General features: G+C 58.9%; 15 protein-coding genes. 6 read left to right on the top strand and 9 right to left on the bottom strand.

Annotation, left to right across the window (positions count from 1 at the left end; all coding sequences use genetic code 11):
* Nucleotides 1–177: 177 nt before the first annotated feature.
* Nucleotides 178–2,463: an NADP-dependent malic enzyme gene (locus OQ273_RS18600; protein WP_267992268.1), complete on the top strand. Its 2,286-nt coding sequence runs from the start codon at nucleotides 178–180 to the stop codon at nucleotides 2,461–2,463.
* 58 nt (nucleotides 2,464–2,521) lie between these two features.
* Here OQ273_RS18600 and olsB read toward each other — a convergent pair whose 3' ends face one another.
* The 5 genes from olsB to OQ273_RS18575 all read right to left on the bottom strand — a co-directional run bounded on the left by olsB (nucleotide 2,522) and on the right by OQ273_RS18575 (nucleotide 7,169).
* Nucleotides 2,522–3,382, bottom strand: a complete 861-nt coding sequence (olsB, locus tag OQ273_RS18595) for a l-ornithine N(alpha)-acyltransferase (protein ID WP_267993148.1) — start codon at nucleotides 3,380–3,382, stop codon at nucleotides 2,522–2,524.
* Nucleotides 3,383–3,521: 139 nt separating this feature from the next.
* Complete coding sequence (gene acuI / locus OQ273_RS18590; protein ID WP_267992266.1) at nucleotides 3,522–4,517, bottom strand: acrylyl-CoA reductase (NADPH); 996 nt, start codon at nucleotides 4,515–4,517, stop codon at nucleotides 3,522–3,524.
* A gap of 41 nt (nucleotides 4,518–4,558) precedes the next feature.
* Entirely contained in the window at nucleotides 4,559–5,074 is a 516-nt protein-coding gene (lspA, locus tag OQ273_RS18585; protein ID WP_267992264.1) for a signal peptidase II, read from the bottom strand.
* Nucleotides 5,075–5,376: 302 nt separating this feature from the next.
* Nucleotides 5,377–6,219, bottom strand: a complete 843-nt coding sequence (locus OQ273_RS18580) for a TrmH family RNA methyltransferase (protein WP_267992262.1) — start codon at nucleotides 6,217–6,219, stop codon at nucleotides 5,377–5,379.
* Nucleotides 6,216–7,169, bottom strand: a complete 954-nt coding sequence (locus OQ273_RS18575; protein WP_333781697.1) for a class I SAM-dependent methyltransferase — start codon at nucleotides 7,167–7,169, stop codon at nucleotides 6,216–6,218. Before OQ273_RS18575 ends, OQ273_RS18580 begins: the two co-directional genes overlap by 4 nt.
* Before the next feature lie 328 nt (nucleotides 7,170–7,497).
* Between OQ273_RS18575 and OQ273_RS18570 the strand changes: the two genes are divergently transcribed.
* Nucleotides 7,498–7,938 carry an SRPBCC family protein gene (locus OQ273_RS18570; RefSeq protein WP_267992260.1) on the top strand — a complete coding sequence of 147 codons (441 nt, stop codon included), beginning with the start codon at nucleotides 7,498–7,500 and terminating at the stop codon, nucleotides 7,936–7,938.
* Here OQ273_RS18570 and lhpI read toward each other — a convergent pair.
* The 4 genes from lhpI to sppA all read right to left on the bottom strand — a co-directional run bounded on the left by lhpI (nucleotide 7,935) and on the right by sppA (nucleotide 10,658).
* Complete coding sequence (lhpI, locus tag OQ273_RS18565) at nucleotides 7,935–8,903, bottom strand: bifunctional Delta(1)-pyrroline-2-carboxylate/Delta(1)-piperideine-2-carboxylate reductase (RefSeq protein WP_267992258.1); 969 nt, start codon at nucleotides 8,901–8,903, stop codon at nucleotides 7,935–7,937. The two genes, OQ273_RS18570 and lhpI, sit on opposite strands and share 4 nt — an antisense overlap.
* A 6-nt stretch (nucleotides 8,904–8,909) precedes the next feature.
* On the bottom strand, nucleotides 8,910–9,248 hold the full coding sequence (locus OQ273_RS18560; RefSeq protein ID WP_267992257.1) for a DUF1049 domain-containing protein: 339 nt from the start codon (nucleotides 9,246–9,248) through the stop codon (nucleotides 8,910–8,912).
* A gap of 136 nt (nucleotides 9,249–9,384) precedes the next feature.
* Complete coding sequence (locus OQ273_RS18555; RefSeq protein WP_267992256.1) at nucleotides 9,385–9,669, bottom strand: integration host factor subunit beta; 285 nt, start codon at nucleotides 9,667–9,669, stop codon at nucleotides 9,385–9,387.
* 20 nt (nucleotides 9,670–9,689) lie between these two features.
* Entirely contained in the window at nucleotides 9,690–10,658 is a 969-nt protein-coding gene (gene sppA / locus OQ273_RS18550; protein WP_267992255.1) for a signal peptide peptidase SppA, read from the bottom strand.
* A gap of 245 nt (nucleotides 10,659–10,903) precedes the next feature.
* Here sppA and OQ273_RS18545 point away from each other — a divergent pair, with 245 nt between their 5' ends.
* The 4 genes from OQ273_RS18545 (at nucleotide 10,904) to rpoN (ending at nucleotide 14,736) form a co-directional block, all read left to right on the top strand.
* On the top strand, nucleotides 10,904–11,593 hold the full coding sequence (locus OQ273_RS18545; protein WP_267992253.1) for a hypothetical protein: 690 nt from the start codon (nucleotides 10,904–10,906) through the stop codon (nucleotides 11,591–11,593).
* A gap of 28 nt (nucleotides 11,594–11,621) precedes the next feature.
* Entirely contained in the window at nucleotides 11,622–12,182 is a 561-nt protein-coding gene (locus tag OQ273_RS18540) for an LptA/OstA family protein (protein ID WP_267992251.1), read from the top strand.
* Nucleotides 12,183–12,310: 128 nt separating this feature from the next.
* Nucleotides 12,311–13,069 carry an LPS export ABC transporter ATP-binding protein gene (lptB, locus tag OQ273_RS18535; RefSeq protein WP_267993147.1) on the top strand — a complete coding sequence of 253 codons (759 nt, stop codon included), beginning with the start codon at nucleotides 12,311–12,313 and terminating at the stop codon, nucleotides 13,067–13,069.
* A gap of 122 nt (nucleotides 13,070–13,191) precedes the next feature.
* Entirely contained in the window at nucleotides 13,192–14,736 is a 1,545-nt protein-coding gene (gene rpoN / locus OQ273_RS18530) for an RNA polymerase factor sigma-54 (protein WP_267992249.1), read from the top strand.
* Nucleotides 14,737–14,914 lie beyond the last annotated feature (178 nt).

Raw genomic sequence — 14,914 nt, 5'->3', positions numbered from 1 at the left:
TGGCCGCTGACTGAAGCGTTAACAGTGCATTGGCTGTTGGCACTTTCAACCATTTCGTTAAGCTGCATCTTCGCTGGCGGGCTTTACACCGGCCAGACTTGCTCTATCAGTGCAGCGGCTGCAAAAACAACAGGCGCGCAGGCCCGAATGCGTTTCGCCCACAACAGGTTGGAGAATATGCCCGAGACCGACAAGACGTCAAAGACAATGACGACCATCACCGAGCAGGAAGCGCTCGAGTTCCATGCCCGGGGCAAACCGGGAAAACTCGAGGTCAATGCGACCAAGCCGATGGCGACGCAGCGCGATCTTTCGCTGGCCTATTCGCCCGGTGTCGCCGTTCCGGTCAAGGCGATTGCCGACGATCCGTCCCGTGCCTTCGACTATACCGCGCGCGGCAATCTGGTCGGCGTGATTTCCAACGGAACCGCCATTCTCGGCCTCGGTAATCTCGGCGCGCTGGCATCCAAGCCGGTGATGGAAGGCAAGGCCGTCCTATTCAAACGCTTTGCGGATGTCGATTCCATCGATCTGGAAGTCGGGACCGAAGACATCGACGAATTTATCAATTGCGTGCGTCATCTGGGGCCGTCCTTCGGCGGCATCAACCTGGAGGATATCAAGGCGCCCGACTGTTTCATCATCGAGCAGCGCCTGCGCGAGGTGATGGATATCCCCGTCTTCCACGACGACCAGCACGGCACGGCGATTATCGCGGTGGCCGGCCTGATCAACGCTCTTCATCTGACAGGCCGGGATCTGAAAACAACCAAGCTTGTCTGCAACGGCGCCGGCGCGGCAGCGATTGCGTGCATAGAACTGATCAAGTCCATGGGCTTCAAGCCGGACAACATCACGCTTTGCGATACCAAGGGTGTCATCCACCACGGCCGTGAAGAAGGCATGAACCAGTGGAAATCCGCCCATGCCGTTAAGACCGAAGACAGGACGCTAGCGGAAGCTGTGGCGGGCGCGGATGTGTTTTTCGGGCTGTCGGTCAAGGGTGCGCTGACCGAGGACATGGTCCGCTCGATGGCCGACAATCCGATTATCTTCGCCATGGCCAATCCCGATCCGGAAATCACGCCGGAAGAGGTCGCCCGCATTCGTGACGATGCCATCATGGCGACCGGCCGGTCCGATTATCCCAACCAGGTCAACAATGTTCTGGGCTTTCCCTACATATTCCGTGGTGCGTTGGACGTGCGTGCATCGACCATCAACGATCCGATGAAAATCGCGGCAGCCGAGGCGCTTGCCTACCTTGCGCGTGAGGACGTGCCCGATGAGGTGGCCGCCGCCTATCGCGGAAATCGCCCCCGTTTCGGCCCGGAATACATCATTCCCGTGCCCTTCGATCCGCGCCTGTTGTCGGATATTCCAAGGGCCGTCGCCCGAGCGGCCATGGATTCCGGCGTTGCGCAGCGCCCGATCCTCGATCTTGAAGCCTATGGGCGTGAGCTATCCGCCCGTCGCGATCCGATCGCCTCAACGCTGCAGCGCATTTATGAGCGCGTGCGCCGCCAGCAGGGCCGTGTTGTCTTCGCCGAGGGCGAGGAAGAGCAGGTCATGCGCGCGGCTGTGTCCTATGTGAACCAGAATCTGGGTACGGCCATTCTGCTCGGGCGCTCCGAGCAGATGGAAGAGGTGGCCAAACAAGCCGGCATTGATCTCAACAAGCCCGGTCTTGAACTCGTCAATGCCCGCGTGTCGCACCGGGTGGAGGCCTATACCGAATATCTTTATGCGCGTCTGCAGAGGAAGGGTTATCTCTATCGTGACTGCCAGCGGCTGATTAACACCGACCGCAACCATTTTGCATCCTGCATGGTCGCCCTTGGCGACGCGGATGCGGTGGTGACAGGCACGACACGTAACTATTCAACGGCGCTGGACGATGTCCGCCGCTGCATTGACGTCAAACCCGGCCACCGGGTGATCGGGGTCTCGCTGGCCCTGTGTCGCGGCAGGACCGTTTTGGTTGCGGACACGGCCGTGATTGACATGCCGGATTCGGAAGAACTCGCCGACATCGCCGAAGAGGCAGCCGGCGTGGCGCGGCGGCTCGGCTATGAGCCGCGGGTTGCCATGCTCGCTTATTCGACCTTCGGACACCCGCCCGGCGAACGGGCAGAGCGGGTGCGCGAGGCGGTCTCCATATTGGACCGCCGGCGGGTCGATTTCGAATATGACGGTGAGATGGCGGCCGATGTGGCGCTCAATCTCGATGTCATGCGGCAATATCCGTTCTGCCGCTTGTCCGGTCCGGCCAACGTTCTGGTCATGCCGGCGTTCCACTCGGCGTCCATTTCGACAAAAATGCTTCAGGAACTCGGCGGTTCAACCGTCATCGGGCCGCTGCTTGTCGGTCTCGACAAATCGGTTCAGATCGTCTCCATGGGCGCGCGCGATTCCGACATCGTCAACATGGCGGCAATCGCCGCGTTCAACGTCGGAAGCTGACAACGCAAAAGAAGGCGGGCGCCGAAGGCCCCCGCCATTTTCCGAAACGATCCGTAAATCAGGATGCGAAGCGGCTGGCGTCAGCGCCGTAGTGGTTCAGATACCGCTTGTCGATTTTCGAGATCGGCAGCACCACCATCACGTCGGTCGTGCCGAATGCATGGTCAATCACTGCGCCGTCGCCTATCACCGCGCCGAGCCTCAGATAGCCTTTCAGAAGCGGGGGAAGGGCGGATATGGCGCTGCGCGCGTCGACGGCCTCCTTCGGCATCAGGTCCATATTGTTATAGAGCTCCGGCCGGGCACTGACCGACCATTCACCCGTTGCCAGCCGGTTGTGATAGAGGAAAGACAAAGGCAGCGCATGGGCTTCGGGCCGTATTCCGGGCATGGAGGCGCAGCCGAACATGACATCAATGCCGTGCTCCAGAGAATAGGCCCAGTTGCCCTGCCAAAGCAGTTCGACGGTCCGTCGGGTGCGATATTGCGGCAGCACACAGGAGCGTCCGAGTTCCAGGAAGCGCTTTTCCGGGTGACGCGCGAGCATATCGTCGATGGCGAATTCGGATGTCGAGTAGAAGCCGTCATTTGCCCGTGCAACATCCTGCCTAAGCAGGCGATAGGTGCCGACGATTTGATCTTCCGAGCTGCCGACAATTGTACGGTCGAAAACAAGCAAATGATCGCACACGGCATCGAAAGCATCGATGTCGCGTCCGCGGCGCATGGAGTCGGGCGGAAGGACTGCACCCATTTCCTTGGCGAAGACGTTGAACCGGACGGCCTGGGCCGCCTCGATCTCAGCCGATGTGCACGCCAGGCGGGTTTCAAGATCGCCAATCCGGCCCAATATGGCGGTTTCTTCCTGTATCATCTCGAGTGCCGGCCGTGATGCGCCGGCTGGTAATGTGTCGCGCATGTTCAATGTCATGGCAATTTAATCCCGTGAACGAGTCATGCCGCTCATAAACCAGAAAAATACGACAATGCAGTGACATGCGACCACTGCTTTTCCATGATAAGTTGCCGTCCGGGACTAATGCCACCCTTTTTCGAAATCACTTCTCCATATCAATAACGACGCGGCCCCTGATCTTTCCATCAATAAGGTCGGTTGCTGTCGGAATAATATCATCAAATGCAATGGTTTTCGATAGAGCGTGGAGTTTGCTCAGGTCGAGATCGGTACCCAGGCGCTGCCAAGCCTCCTCCCTCAAAGCACGTGGCGCCATGACCGAATCAACGCCAAGAAGCGCGATTCCCCTCAAGATAAAGGGCATGACAGTGGCCGGAAGATCCATGCCTTGCGCAAGGCCGCAGGCGGCCACCGCGCCGCCATAGCGGGTCATCGCAAGGACGTTCGAAAGCGTGTGGCTGCCGACCGAATCGATGCCGGCTGCCCAGCGCTCCTTGCCGAGCGGGCGGCCCGGCTCGGACAGTTCGGCGCGATCGATGATTTCGGATGCGCCCAGCGATGTGAGAAAATCGGTTTCCGACGTGCGGCCGGTCGATGCGACCACCTCAAAACCGAGCTTCGACAAAATTGCGATCGCCACTGTCCCAACACCGCCATTGGCGCCCGTGACGACAACCGGGCCGTCACCGGGCGTTACGCCGTGGCGTTCAAGCGCCATGACGCAAAGCATCGCGGTATAGCCCGCCGTGCCGATTGCCATGGCGTCCAGCGCGCTGATGCCGTCCGGGCGGCGGATGAGCCAGTCGCCGTTGAGGCGCGCATATCGCGCATAGGTGCCCGTATGTGTTTCACCGACGCCCCAGCCGTTGAGAATGACCTGATCGCCTGCGCTGAAACCGTCATGGCTCGATTGCACAACCGTACCGGCGCAATCGATGCCCGGTATCATCGGCCAGCGCCGTATCACCGGCGCCTTGCCGGTGATTGCAAGGCCATCCTTGTAGTTGATGGTCGTTGCATTGACTTCCACAACGACGTCGCCTTCCATCAGATCGTCGAGCCCGATCTCTCGGGTTTCGACACTTTGAACCTTGTTTTCGTCGCGATCAATGACGATGGCTCTGAACGGTTCCTGCATGATTTTTCCTCCGATTGCCGGCAATCGCCGGCACGTCTTCTCTAGGATTGTTCCGATTCTTCCGTTTCCTGCGGGTAAATCCATTTGCCGAACAGTTCATCGACAATGATCGCGCCTGCGCCCAGCGTGATGAAGGTGTCGGCCAGGTTGAAAACTGCGAAATACCAATTGTGCGTATGAAAGAGGATGTAGTCGATAACATAGCCATAGCTCGCGCGGTCGATCAGATTGCCGATGGCGCCGGCGACGATCAGTGCGAACCCGATCTGACTGATCCAGCGCTGCGGCGTGCTGCGCGCCCAAAGGCCCGCAACGAATGCAATGACCACAAGCATCAGCGCAATCAGCCAGTTTTCGTTCATCCAGCTCAGCATCGAAAAAGCGATGCCTTCATTGCGGGTGTGGAACAGGGCGAGGAACGGCAGAACATCGACCATCTGCTGAAGCGGCAGGAACTCCTCGACGGCCCATTTTATGGACTGGTCAATCGCCACGAGCACCGCAACCAGGGCCATCGCATAGCGTGGGCGGGAGAACAATGACCGTGCGGCTTTCATGTTAGAGCGTCTCTGGTTTAAATGGCGTCATTTGACCGTGGCGATTTTGGCCGCTGACAAGGCGGGTTGCGCGCCGTGGTGCCATCCCACCACAAGCGCGAGCCATCACAGTCAGAGGGCAAAATCGCCCGGCCCCTTCATCTCTGCATTTCAATACGATAATCCTTTCGAGGGTGGCGGCAAATCGGCCCATCGGTAGCGTTGCGTCGCTTGCCCGATGCCCCACATCGCGCTGCGCGACGCGCCTTTCCGACTGGACCGGTTTACCACCATCAAATGCCTCCATTTAAACCAGAAACGCTCTAAACCTCCAGCGCGTGCCTGCGGGCTTCAAACAGCATAACCCCGGTCGCCACCGCCAGATTGAGCGAATCGGCACGACCGGCCTGCGGAATACGTGCCAGCTTATCGCATCGCTGCGCAAGCGATTCCGGCAATCCCGCCTGTTCGTTTCCCATCAGAAGGACGACCGGGCGCGCCGCGTAGTCAATTGTGCGGTAGTCGACAGATCCTTCCAGATGCGTTCCGACGAGTGTGGCCTCGGCGCTGTCGCACCATTTCAGGAACCCCTCGACACTGGTGCGTGCCACCGGTATCGCAAAGACCGAGCCCATCGTGGCCCGGGTTGTTTCAAGCGAAAACGGGTCGGTGCAGTCTCCCACAAGGATGATGGCGCTGGCCCCGGCGGCGTCGGCCGTTCGCATGATAGTCCCGAGATTTCCCGGATCGCGTACCCGGTCGAGCGCCACATAGGTTTCGCCCTGTTTGGGCTGCAGATCGGCAAGTGCGGCAAATTGCTGCTCGAATACGCCGCAGACCATCTGGGGATTGTCGCGCCGTGTGATTGCCGAAAGAACTTTCTCGCTGACTTCCAGCACCAGCGCCCCGGCGGCCACCGCGCGGGCGGCAAGGCTCGCAACGCCGGCTTTCTCCTTGGCTGATTTGGCATAGACGAGCGTGCGGATCGTCCAGCCGAGATCCATCGCGTCGATCACGAGTTTCTGACCTTCGCTCAGGAACAGGCCGGAGCGGTCCCGGTTCTTCTTGATGGCCAGCGCCCGGATGTCCTTGATGATCGGATTGGTGAGGCTGGTGATCTCCTTGACGCGGCCAACCCGCACACGGTCATTCTGGCGGTCCGTCATGATGCCACCCACCGGCTGAAAAGAGATGTTGACAGGGCCCGACCGGCCGACTGTTCCCGCAGGATCAGTTCGCCCGATTCCACAGTTCCGCAAGCGCCGCGCATTGTTTCGCGCATCAGCTCATGCATGGAATAAAAGGAGGCACGGATCGAGTATGCGGTCAGAACTAGGGCTATCGGCCGGTCGCTCAATATGGACCGGCAGATATCAAGCATGGCCGGCAGCTGCTCGAATAATTGCCAGACCTCGCCACCCGGACCGCGTCCGAATTTCGGCGGATCGGCAAGGATGATGTCGTAGCCGTTTTCCCGCCGTTCCTCGCGCGCGATGAACTTCATCGCATCGTCGCAAATCCAGCGGATCGGCCTGTCTTCCATCTGCGCAAGCGCCTGGTTTTCGCGTGCCCAGCCAATCGCCTTCTTTGAGGCATCGACATGGGTGACCTGCGCCCCGGCGGCCGCGGCGATCAGGGAGGCAACACCGGTGTACCCGAAGAGGTTCAAGACCTTGAGCGGCCGTTTGCTGAGCGCGATCTGCTCACGCATCCAACGCCAATGGGCCAGTTGTTCCGGAAAGACGCCAACATGACGGAACGCGGTAAAGCGGCCGTGAAAGTCAACATCCATCAGGCGCATTGGCCAGGTTTCACCCAGCGGCTCTTTGGGAAACTTCCACCGGCCCATGCCATCTTCTTCGGTATCGCCGGTAAAGACGGCATCCGCTGTCTCCCACTCACCTGCGGTCAGGCTGCGCGGCCACAATGCCTGTGCTTCCGGGCGAATGATGCGATAGGGGCCGTATTGCTCGAGTTTCTCGCCATTGCCGCTGTCGACGAGGCGGTAATCCTCGCTCGGCTCCGTTTCGAGAATAAGCGGCACGTTTTGCGCAGGACGTTCGCCGCTTCGTGGCGCACGTTGGATGCTGGTAGCCGGCTGGGAGGGCTGTTTCATTTTGCGGTCCGCCTGCTTTGCCCCGCTTTGCTTGGCTGTCGCCCCTGCTCGTGCACGGCGCCGGTCCTGCATCGGCTTGCCTTGCCTGCCGTGGGCCTTTCCTCTTTGTTTTTCTTTCAAGATTTTCGACCGCCCGATGAACGCACCCCTCAACAAACCGTGTCATGCAAATAGCATCGCCAACCGCGCGGGCAAAGGCATTTCGTCGTCCGCGGCCATTGATCGCGCCAAAATAAACCGGCTTGTTCATTGTTGCCCTGGTATCGATTTCCATCCGGCCCACTTTTGGGTATCAAGGATTTGTCTTCAGCAAACAAGGGAGCGGAACATGGAGATGAACGGTGAAGAGCGGATCGCCGCGTCGCGTGATACGGTATGGGCCGCGCTCAACGACCCGGAAGTCCTCAAGCAGTGCATTCCCGGATGCCAGTCCCTGGAGATGACCGGAGACAACGAGATGGCCGCCTCCGTCAAATTGAAGGTCGGGCCGGTCTCGGCAACCTTCAAGGGCGCTGTGATCCTTGAAAACATCAACGCTCCGGAAAGCTATACGATCACCGGAGAAGGAAAGGGCGGTATTGCCGGCTTCGCCAAGGGCGGCGCCGATGTCGCGCTGCGCCAAGACGGCGATGAAACGGTTGTGACCTATGCCGTCAGGGCAAAAGTCGGAGGAAAACTTGCGCAGCTCGGTTCGCGGCTGATCGATTCAACGTCGAAAAAACTGGCAGGCCAGTTCTTTGAAAGTCTTGGTGAGGTTGTCGGCGGTTAGCCGTTCTGACAGCGCTGCCAGATCAATGACCCGCCGGCAAAGTCCTCCAGCGACGCGCCCGTTGATTTGAACAGCGTTATTTCTTCGGCGTTGCTGCGTCCCTTGTGGTCGCCGCGGCAGAGCATGGAAAGCTCGGCAACAATATCGGTGCGTTTGATAACGCCCGCGTCCATCGGCTGAACCAGATCGCCGCCTTCTTTCAGTGCGCCGCCGAATGTGTCGACGAAGAGCGTCGCCCGCCGTACGGCGTCGTCGTCGCTTTCGCGCAAATCGGGTGAATAGGCGCCTACCAGGTCGACATGGGCGCCCGGCTTCAGCCAGCGGCCCTCAACAAGGGGCTCTGTGCTTATAGTGGCGGCGCTGACAATGTCGGCCTCGGCGATTGCCTCTGCCCTGTCTTCGCAAACGGTGATGTCATAGGGCTCGTCCGCAAGCTCTTCTGCGACCCGTTCGGCATTGGCCGGGCTGCGGTTCCATATGCTGACATGGCGGATGGGACGAACCGTGGCGTGGGCGCGGATCAGATAGGGCGCAAGCTTTCCCGCGCCGATCATCACCATGCGGCTGGCCGATGGCACTGTCAGATACCGGGCGGCGAGGGCAGATGCGGCGGCGGTCCGCCACAGTGTCAGCTTCTGTCCGTCGATCATCGCCAGCGGCTCGCCCGTGGTGCCGTCGGACAGGAGATAAATCCCCATCACCGCCGGAAGGCCGGCCGCGTTGTTGTCCGGGCTGACCGTGACAATCTTGACGCCCATGAAACCGTTTCCGGAGACGTCGTCCTGGGTGAAATCGTTCCAGGCCGGCATCAGGAGCATCGTGCTGTCAGCGCCCTGTTGGCGGGTTATGGTGTGGTGATGGCGGACCGGTGCTTCGATACCGCCGCAAAAAGCATCGGCCAGCGCGTCGATCAGCGCCGGAAAATCCAGCAGCCGGTCAACCTCGTCTGCAGAGATGATTCTCATTGCGCTCTACGCTGAGGTCAGTGACTTGCCGTCGGAAACGGCCTCGGCCCGCTCACGTTGCCGGTCCGCTTCGGTGTGCCAGCGCACGGCCTCGCGGGCTTCGACCCGGGCTTTCTTGCGGTATTTGCCCTGTTTGAACCACGTTGCCAGCGATCCGATCACCATGCCGATCATCACGGCAAGAAAAAGGAATACGAAGAACGGCGCACTGACCGAGAGCACGCTGTCGCCCGGATCGAACGGGTTGAGGGCCAGGGTCACGATATTTCTGTTCGCCACCGACAAGACGATAAGAACGATGGCAATCGGAACGAGAATAAGAACGTTGATCAGTTTTCTGGTCATCACATCTGAACCCCGGAAACCCGGCCTTGCAGCCTGCGGGCAAATTGGCATTGTTCATGCCTTAACACCGCATGGAAAATTGCGCCAGATTTAGATGGTCTTCCGGGGCGGCTGCATCAAGAGGCCGCAGCGGCTGTCAGCCGTCCGGATTGAGCCGCTCGCGCAGTTCCTTGCCGGTCTTGAAAAACGGAACCCATTTTTCCTCGACAAAGACGGATTCACCGGTTCGGGGGTTGCGTCCAGACCGGGACGGCCGGTTCTTTACCGAAAAGGCACCGAACCCACGCAATTCCACCCTGTTTCCGTCCGCCAGCGCATCGGTGATCTCGTCAAGTATGGCATTGACGATGTTTTCCACGTCTCGGTGGTACAGATGCGGGTTCCGGGCGGCAATGATATGCACTAGTTCCGACTTGATCACGGCTGTTCCCCTCATCCGTGCTATTGTTCTGTGGAGCCAAATTGCCAAACAGAAACAAGGCCGTCAAGGAACAACTTGCGATCAATGAGGTCCTGAAACCGGTCTGCAAAAGGAATCGCATCGCCTTGCAGGACGGCAAGCAGTCTGACAAGCGCGCTGCCGAACAGCAATTCGCCACGTGATTTGCGCCTCTCCCACTCGACGATCTTGAGCGAATCGGAAACGCCCTTGTCGCTCAGATAGCTCCGGATTTCAGCTTCGCCTCCGATAACGTCGACAAGTCCGTTGTTGGCGGCCTGGCGTCCGGTAAAGACACTGCCATCGGCCAGTTTCAACGCTTGCGCGCGTGTCAGGCCGCGGCAGTCGGCGACGATATCGACGAACCAGTTATAGGAATCGTTCACCATCGAGCGGATCATCGCCCTGGCCTCCTCGCTCGCCTCGTGAAACGGCGACGGTTCCGCCTTCAGCGGAGTTGATTTGATCTCGTCAATAGAGACACCGACCTTTTCAAGCAGGTCTCCGACCTGGGCGTATTGGAACAGCACGCCGATCGAACCGACAATGGACGTATCGCCGGCGACGATGTGGTCGCTTCCGCAGGCAACCATGTAGGCCGCCGATGCCGCAAGCGTGCGGACTTCCGCGACGACGGGTTTTTCCCTGGCGATCGCGCGAACGGCGCGATACATCGCTTCGCCGCCAAAGGACGAGCCGCCCGGCGATTCCAGGCGGATGATCAGCGCCTTTGCACGCTCGCTCTTGCGGACCGTTTCAAACCGCTCCAGCAGTTCGTTGTCGTCAAGGATCATCCCTGACACGGTTATCCGGGCCACATGGTCTGCTGATTTGCCGCCGATCGGATCAGACGTGCTTCCAGTCATCACCAGGGCAGTAATGCCGGCAATGACGGCGACGAAGGCGAAGATACGCCAGAACGTCAGTTTTCGCCGCAGCCTGCGACGGTCGGCTATACCAGAGTGATCCATTGCAAAGTCCCGTTTGCGTGCTTTGATGGGCTGATTCTTAAACATTGAGATAGCAGATTGATGCCCGTCCTCGTAACAAGAAATTGCAAATTGATAGAAAACGTAATTTTAATCGCTGCGGTGCACATTAACACCACATTGGGTCTGTAACCGCTCGGCACCATATGTTAAGTTCTGCCCGGCGCTGAGTTGGGCACTGTTGAGCACCGTTGACCGGCTCTTGAGCCGGGGGACTTTGGGGTTTTATGAGCAAAGCAACAGCAATTGCGGATCGGCGTGTTCGGGCGGCAAACAGCTATGCCGCCGCCATGCGTCACTCAAGACGGGTCCGTACGCTCAAGGTCGTCTTTCCTGTGGCAACGGCGCTCGCGGTGGCGGCCTTTGTGGGCTCGACGATGATATCGCGCGCCCTTCCGGAGGGTGCATCCGTCGATCACGCAGCGTTTTCTGACGGAAAAATAGTCATGAGCAATCCGGTGATGACCGGTCAGGTTGGTGACGATCAGAGCTATTCGGTTGCCGCGAACCGGGCGGTTCAGGATATTTCGACGCCATCCCTCATAAGGCTTGAGGATATTGTTGCCGATTTCCCGTTCGGCGATTCCGAGGTTGCCGTTCTCAGCGCGTTGAGCGGGATATTTGACCGTGACGGTGAGTTGCTGACCTTTGACCAGCCGTTTTCCGTAACAACTGAATCCGGCATGACCGCGAAGCTGAGCTCTGCTCACATCGATATCAAGTCGGACAGTCTGACATCCGATCAACGGGTTGAAATCTCCACCGACAAGGCGACACTTATTGCCCAGTCGGTTATGGTCGAGGAGAAGGGCGCGACGGTCACCTTTGGCAACGGTGTGCATCTGACGATAAAACCCGGCGCGGTAAAGCCAGCCTCGGAAGCAAACGCCCCAGAATCGAGCAATGACATCAACTGATTTACGCATGTGGCGAAGGACGGCCCTAATGTTCCCCAACTTCCGGGCTGCTTTGCCCCATATTTTTTGCGCTGCGCTTGTCAGTGTTGTGGCCCTGGCAGGAACCGCGAAGGCGCAGGATGCAACACAGAGCCGGCTGGAAGGTCTGGCACTGTCCGGCGATCAGCCCATCCAGATCGAAAGCGACGAGCTGAAGGTTCAGGACGAAAAGGGCACGGCCACCTTTACCGGAAACGTAAAGGTCGTTCAGGGCAAGACCATGATGCAGGCCGGCAAGATGACGGTCCACTACGCCAAGGATGGCGGCTCTCCGACCACCGGAACCTCCAGCATCGACCGCATCGATGTCGGCGGCAAGGTTTACATACGCTCTGAAAATCAGGAGGCGACCGCCGATAGCGGCACCTTCAACATGAAGACCGAGATTGTTGAGTTGACGGGAGAGCGTGTCGTTCTTTCTGAGGGAGATAATGTTTTCATAGGCTGCAAACTGGTGGTCTTCATGAAATCAGGTGAAGCAAAGCTCGAAAGCTGCGGCCGGCGTGTTCGCATTCAGCTTGATCCCAAATCCAGAAATCGGGATCAGTAAAAGCGCGCATTTCATGCGTAAAACTCCCACCGCAGCCTTTGATTGAGACGGCTTTGACGTATATTTCGGCGATGTTCAGAGGAAAATCCGGCGATTCCGGCAATGGCGCATCAACCGGTAAAGGGCAGATGAGTGCGCAAGACGAGGTGGAGAGCGATCGCTATGACGGTACGCTTGTCGCCCGTAATCTGACCAAGACGTACAAATCGCGTCGCGTGGTTAACGGTGTCTCTCTTGGACTGCGCAGGGGTGAGGCGGTCGGGCTGCTGGGTCCGAACGGCGCCGGTAAGACGACCTGTTTCTACATGATCACCGGTCTCGTTCCGGTCGATGAGGGCACGATCCTCATTGATGGCAATGACGTGACGCATTTGCCGATGTATCGCCGCGCCCGTCTGGGTGTCGGCTATCTGCCCCAGGAAGCATCGATCTTTCGTGGTCTGAGCGTCGAAGCCAATATTCGCGCCGTGCTCGAGGTCGTGGAATCGAACAAGGCAGAGCGTGAGAGGAAACTGGACGAACTCCTGGAGGAGTTCGGCATTACCCATCTGCGCAAGGCGCCGTCAATCTCGCTGTCGGGCGGTGAGCGGCGGCGTCTTGAGATCGCCCGCGCCCTGGCGTCCGATCCGACCTTCATGCTCCTCGATGAGCCTTTCGCAGGCGTCGATCCCATCGCCGTCTCCGATATTCAGGCACTGGTGCGTCATTTGACGCAGCGCGGCATCGGCGTGCTCATAACCGACCACAATGTACGCGAAACTCTGAAACTCATCGATCGCGCCTATATTATTCACATGGGTAAGGTTTTGACCCATGGCCGGCCTGATGAAATCGTCGCAAATGCCGATGTCAGAAGGCTTTATCTGGGCGAAGAGTTTCAGCTTTAGAGCCGCCTGAGCCGGTCCCGCTTCACAACAAACTTGACATTTGCCGCCAAAAAGCAATTTTTGGGCCAGTTCTTGCCGATCCTGTTCCGGCCGGAAATGTATGAGTAGGGGTTTTCGGTTTTATGGCGCTCTCTGCAACGCTGCAGACCCGGCAAAGCCAGTCGCTGGTAATGACGCCGCAACTGATGCAGTCGATACGGCTGCTGCAGCTGACGCACGCCGAACTCGAGCAGTACATAGAACGTGAACTTGAAAAGAACCCGCTCCTTGAGAAAGCGGGCGATGCCGGCCTGGCGGATGGTCCGGGGCAATCCGAACGACAAACAGAAGGCCCGGCGGACGAGCCGGCACCGGATATGGAGGGTGACTGGTTTCGCCAGGAGCTCGATCAGGATGGTGACACTATATCCGCCCGTCTCGACGCCGCCCAGGAAGATATCTTTCCCGAGGACAGCGGCCCTGTATCGCCCGATGCGCCGGAACTTGCGGCGCATTGGAAATCAATGCCCGGTGCTTCGACGCCGTCAACCGACGCCATGCAGGACATTGACGGGTATTCGGCGCGGCCGCAGACGCTCCGGGACCACGTCAACGAGCAGATCATCTACACTTTTCCCGGCTCCAAAGAACGCCTGATTGCCGCTCATATTGCAGATCATCTGGATGCGGCCGGCTATCTCGACTTTGACCCGGCGCAGACCGCCGAACAGCTCAATGTCGATGCCGTGACGGTGGAAAAGGTGCTGATTGCCCTGCAGGGTTTTGATCCGGCAGGCCTTTTTGCCCGTTCTTTATCGGAGTGCCTGGCCAATCAGCTGCGCCGGAAGAACCGTCTTGATCCCGCCATGGACGTACTGGTCGGCAATCTCGATCTTCTGGCTCGCCGGGACTTCAAGACGCTACGTAAAATGTGCGGCGTGGACGAGGCGGATCTGCTGGATATGCTTGCCGAAATCAAGGCTCTCGATCCCAAGCCCGGCAACCGGTTCGATACGGCGCATGTGCAGGCCGTCGTCGCCGATGTCATTGTCCGGCCCGCTTCCGGCGGTGACTGGTCGGTGGAACTGAACGCTGAGACGCTGCCGCGTGTCCTTGTCAATCGCAGCTACTATTCCCAGGTGTCCTCGGCCCCCGGTCAAAGCGCCGGCGACCGCGAATATCTCAATGAATGTCTCAAAAACGCAAACTGGCTGACAAGGAGCCTCGATCAGCGCGCCCGCACGATCATGAAGGTGGCGGGTGAGATTGTCCGGCGGCAAACCGAGTTTTTGTCCCGCGGGGTCCAGCATCTGCGGCCGATGACGCTCAAATCCGTCGCCGATGAAATCGGCATGCATGAATCGACGGTCAGCCGCGTGACATCGAACAAATACATATCGACGCCCCGTGGACTTTATGAACTCAAATTTTTCTTCACCGCCGCCATTGCGGCGTCAAACGAGGGTGATAGCCACTCCTCGGAGGCCGTGCGCCACCGGATCCGTGGGCTGATCGACGGTGAGACGGCCGAGAAAGTGCTGTCCGATGACGTCATCGTCGGCCTTCTTCAAAAGGAGGGCATTGATATTGCCCGCCGCACGGTGGCGAAATACAGGGAAGGCATGAACATTGCGTCATCCGTGCAACGGCGGCGTGAGAAACGGGCACTGGCCAGAGCCGGCCTCTAGCCGAAAGCCACGAAGCTTCTATATTTCAGTCCCTTAGGGCGAACAGGGCCGAAAACGGTTACGATTGATGATTTCCGGTGCATTGACAATCGCTGCAACTGGCCTTAAAGCCCGCGCGTCTACTGGCCGGAAGAGCCAAATATGCGCGTGAAACGGGCATAGACGTTTTGCACAGCCG

The organism is Hoeflea prorocentri, assembly GCF_027944115.1.
GTDB classification, from domain to species: Bacteria; Pseudomonadota; Alphaproteobacteria; order Rhizobiales; family Rhizobiaceae; genus Hoeflea_A; species Hoeflea_A prorocentri.
This window is presented reverse-complemented; position numbering and strand designations above follow the sequence as displayed.

Bases quoted from the DNA above. Each gene is read 5' to 3' on its own strand.
- OQ273_RS18540 (WP_267992251.1), top strand. From the start codon at position 11,622: ATGTTCCCCAACTTCCGGGCTGCTTTGCCCCATATTTTTTGCGCTGCG.
- olsB (WP_267993148.1), bottom strand. From the start codon at position 3,382: ATGCGCGACACATTACCAGCCGGCGCATCACGGCCGGCACTCGAGATG.
- sppA (WP_267992255.1), bottom strand. From the start codon at position 10,658: ATGGATCACTCTGGTATAGCCGACCGTCGCAGGCTGCGGCGAAAACTG.
- rpoN (WP_267992249.1), top strand. From the start codon at position 13,192: ATGGCGCTCTCTGCAACGCTGCAGACCCGGCAAAGCCAGTCGCTGGTA.
- acuI (WP_267992266.1), bottom strand. From the start codon at position 4,517: ATGCAGGAACCGTTCAGAGCCATCGTCATTGATCGCGACGAAAACAAG.
- lhpI (WP_267992258.1), bottom strand. From the start codon at position 8,903: ATGAGAATCATCTCTGCAGACGAGGTTGACCGGCTGCTGGATTTTCCG.
- lspA (WP_267992264.1), bottom strand. From the start codon at position 5,074: ATGAAAGCCGCACGGTCATTGTTCTCCCGCCCACGCTATGCGATGGCC.
- OQ273_RS18545 (WP_267992253.1), top strand. From the start codon at position 10,904: ATGAGCAAAGCAACAGCAATTGCGGATCGGCGTGTTCGGGCGGCAAAC.
- lptB (WP_267993147.1), top strand. From the start codon at position 12,311: ATGAGTGCGCAAGACGAGGTGGAGAGCGATCGCTATGACGGTACGCTT.
- OQ273_RS18575 (WP_333781697.1), bottom strand. From the start codon at position 7,169: ATGAAACAGCCCTCCCAGCCGGCTACCAGCATCCAACGTGCGCCACGA.
- OQ273_RS18580 (WP_267992262.1), bottom strand. From the start codon at position 6,219: ATGACGGACCGCCAGAATGACCGTGTGCGGGTTGGCCGCGTCAAGGAG.
- OQ273_RS18570 (WP_267992260.1), top strand. From the start codon at position 7,498: ATGGAGATGAACGGTGAAGAGCGGATCGCCGCGTCGCGTGATACGGTA.
- OQ273_RS18560 (WP_267992257.1), bottom strand. From the start codon at position 9,248: ATGACCAGAAAACTGATCAACGTTCTTATTCTCGTTCCGATTGCCATC.
- OQ273_RS18600 (WP_267992268.1), top strand. From the start codon at position 178: ATGCCCGAGACCGACAAGACGTCAAAGACAATGACGACCATCACCGAG.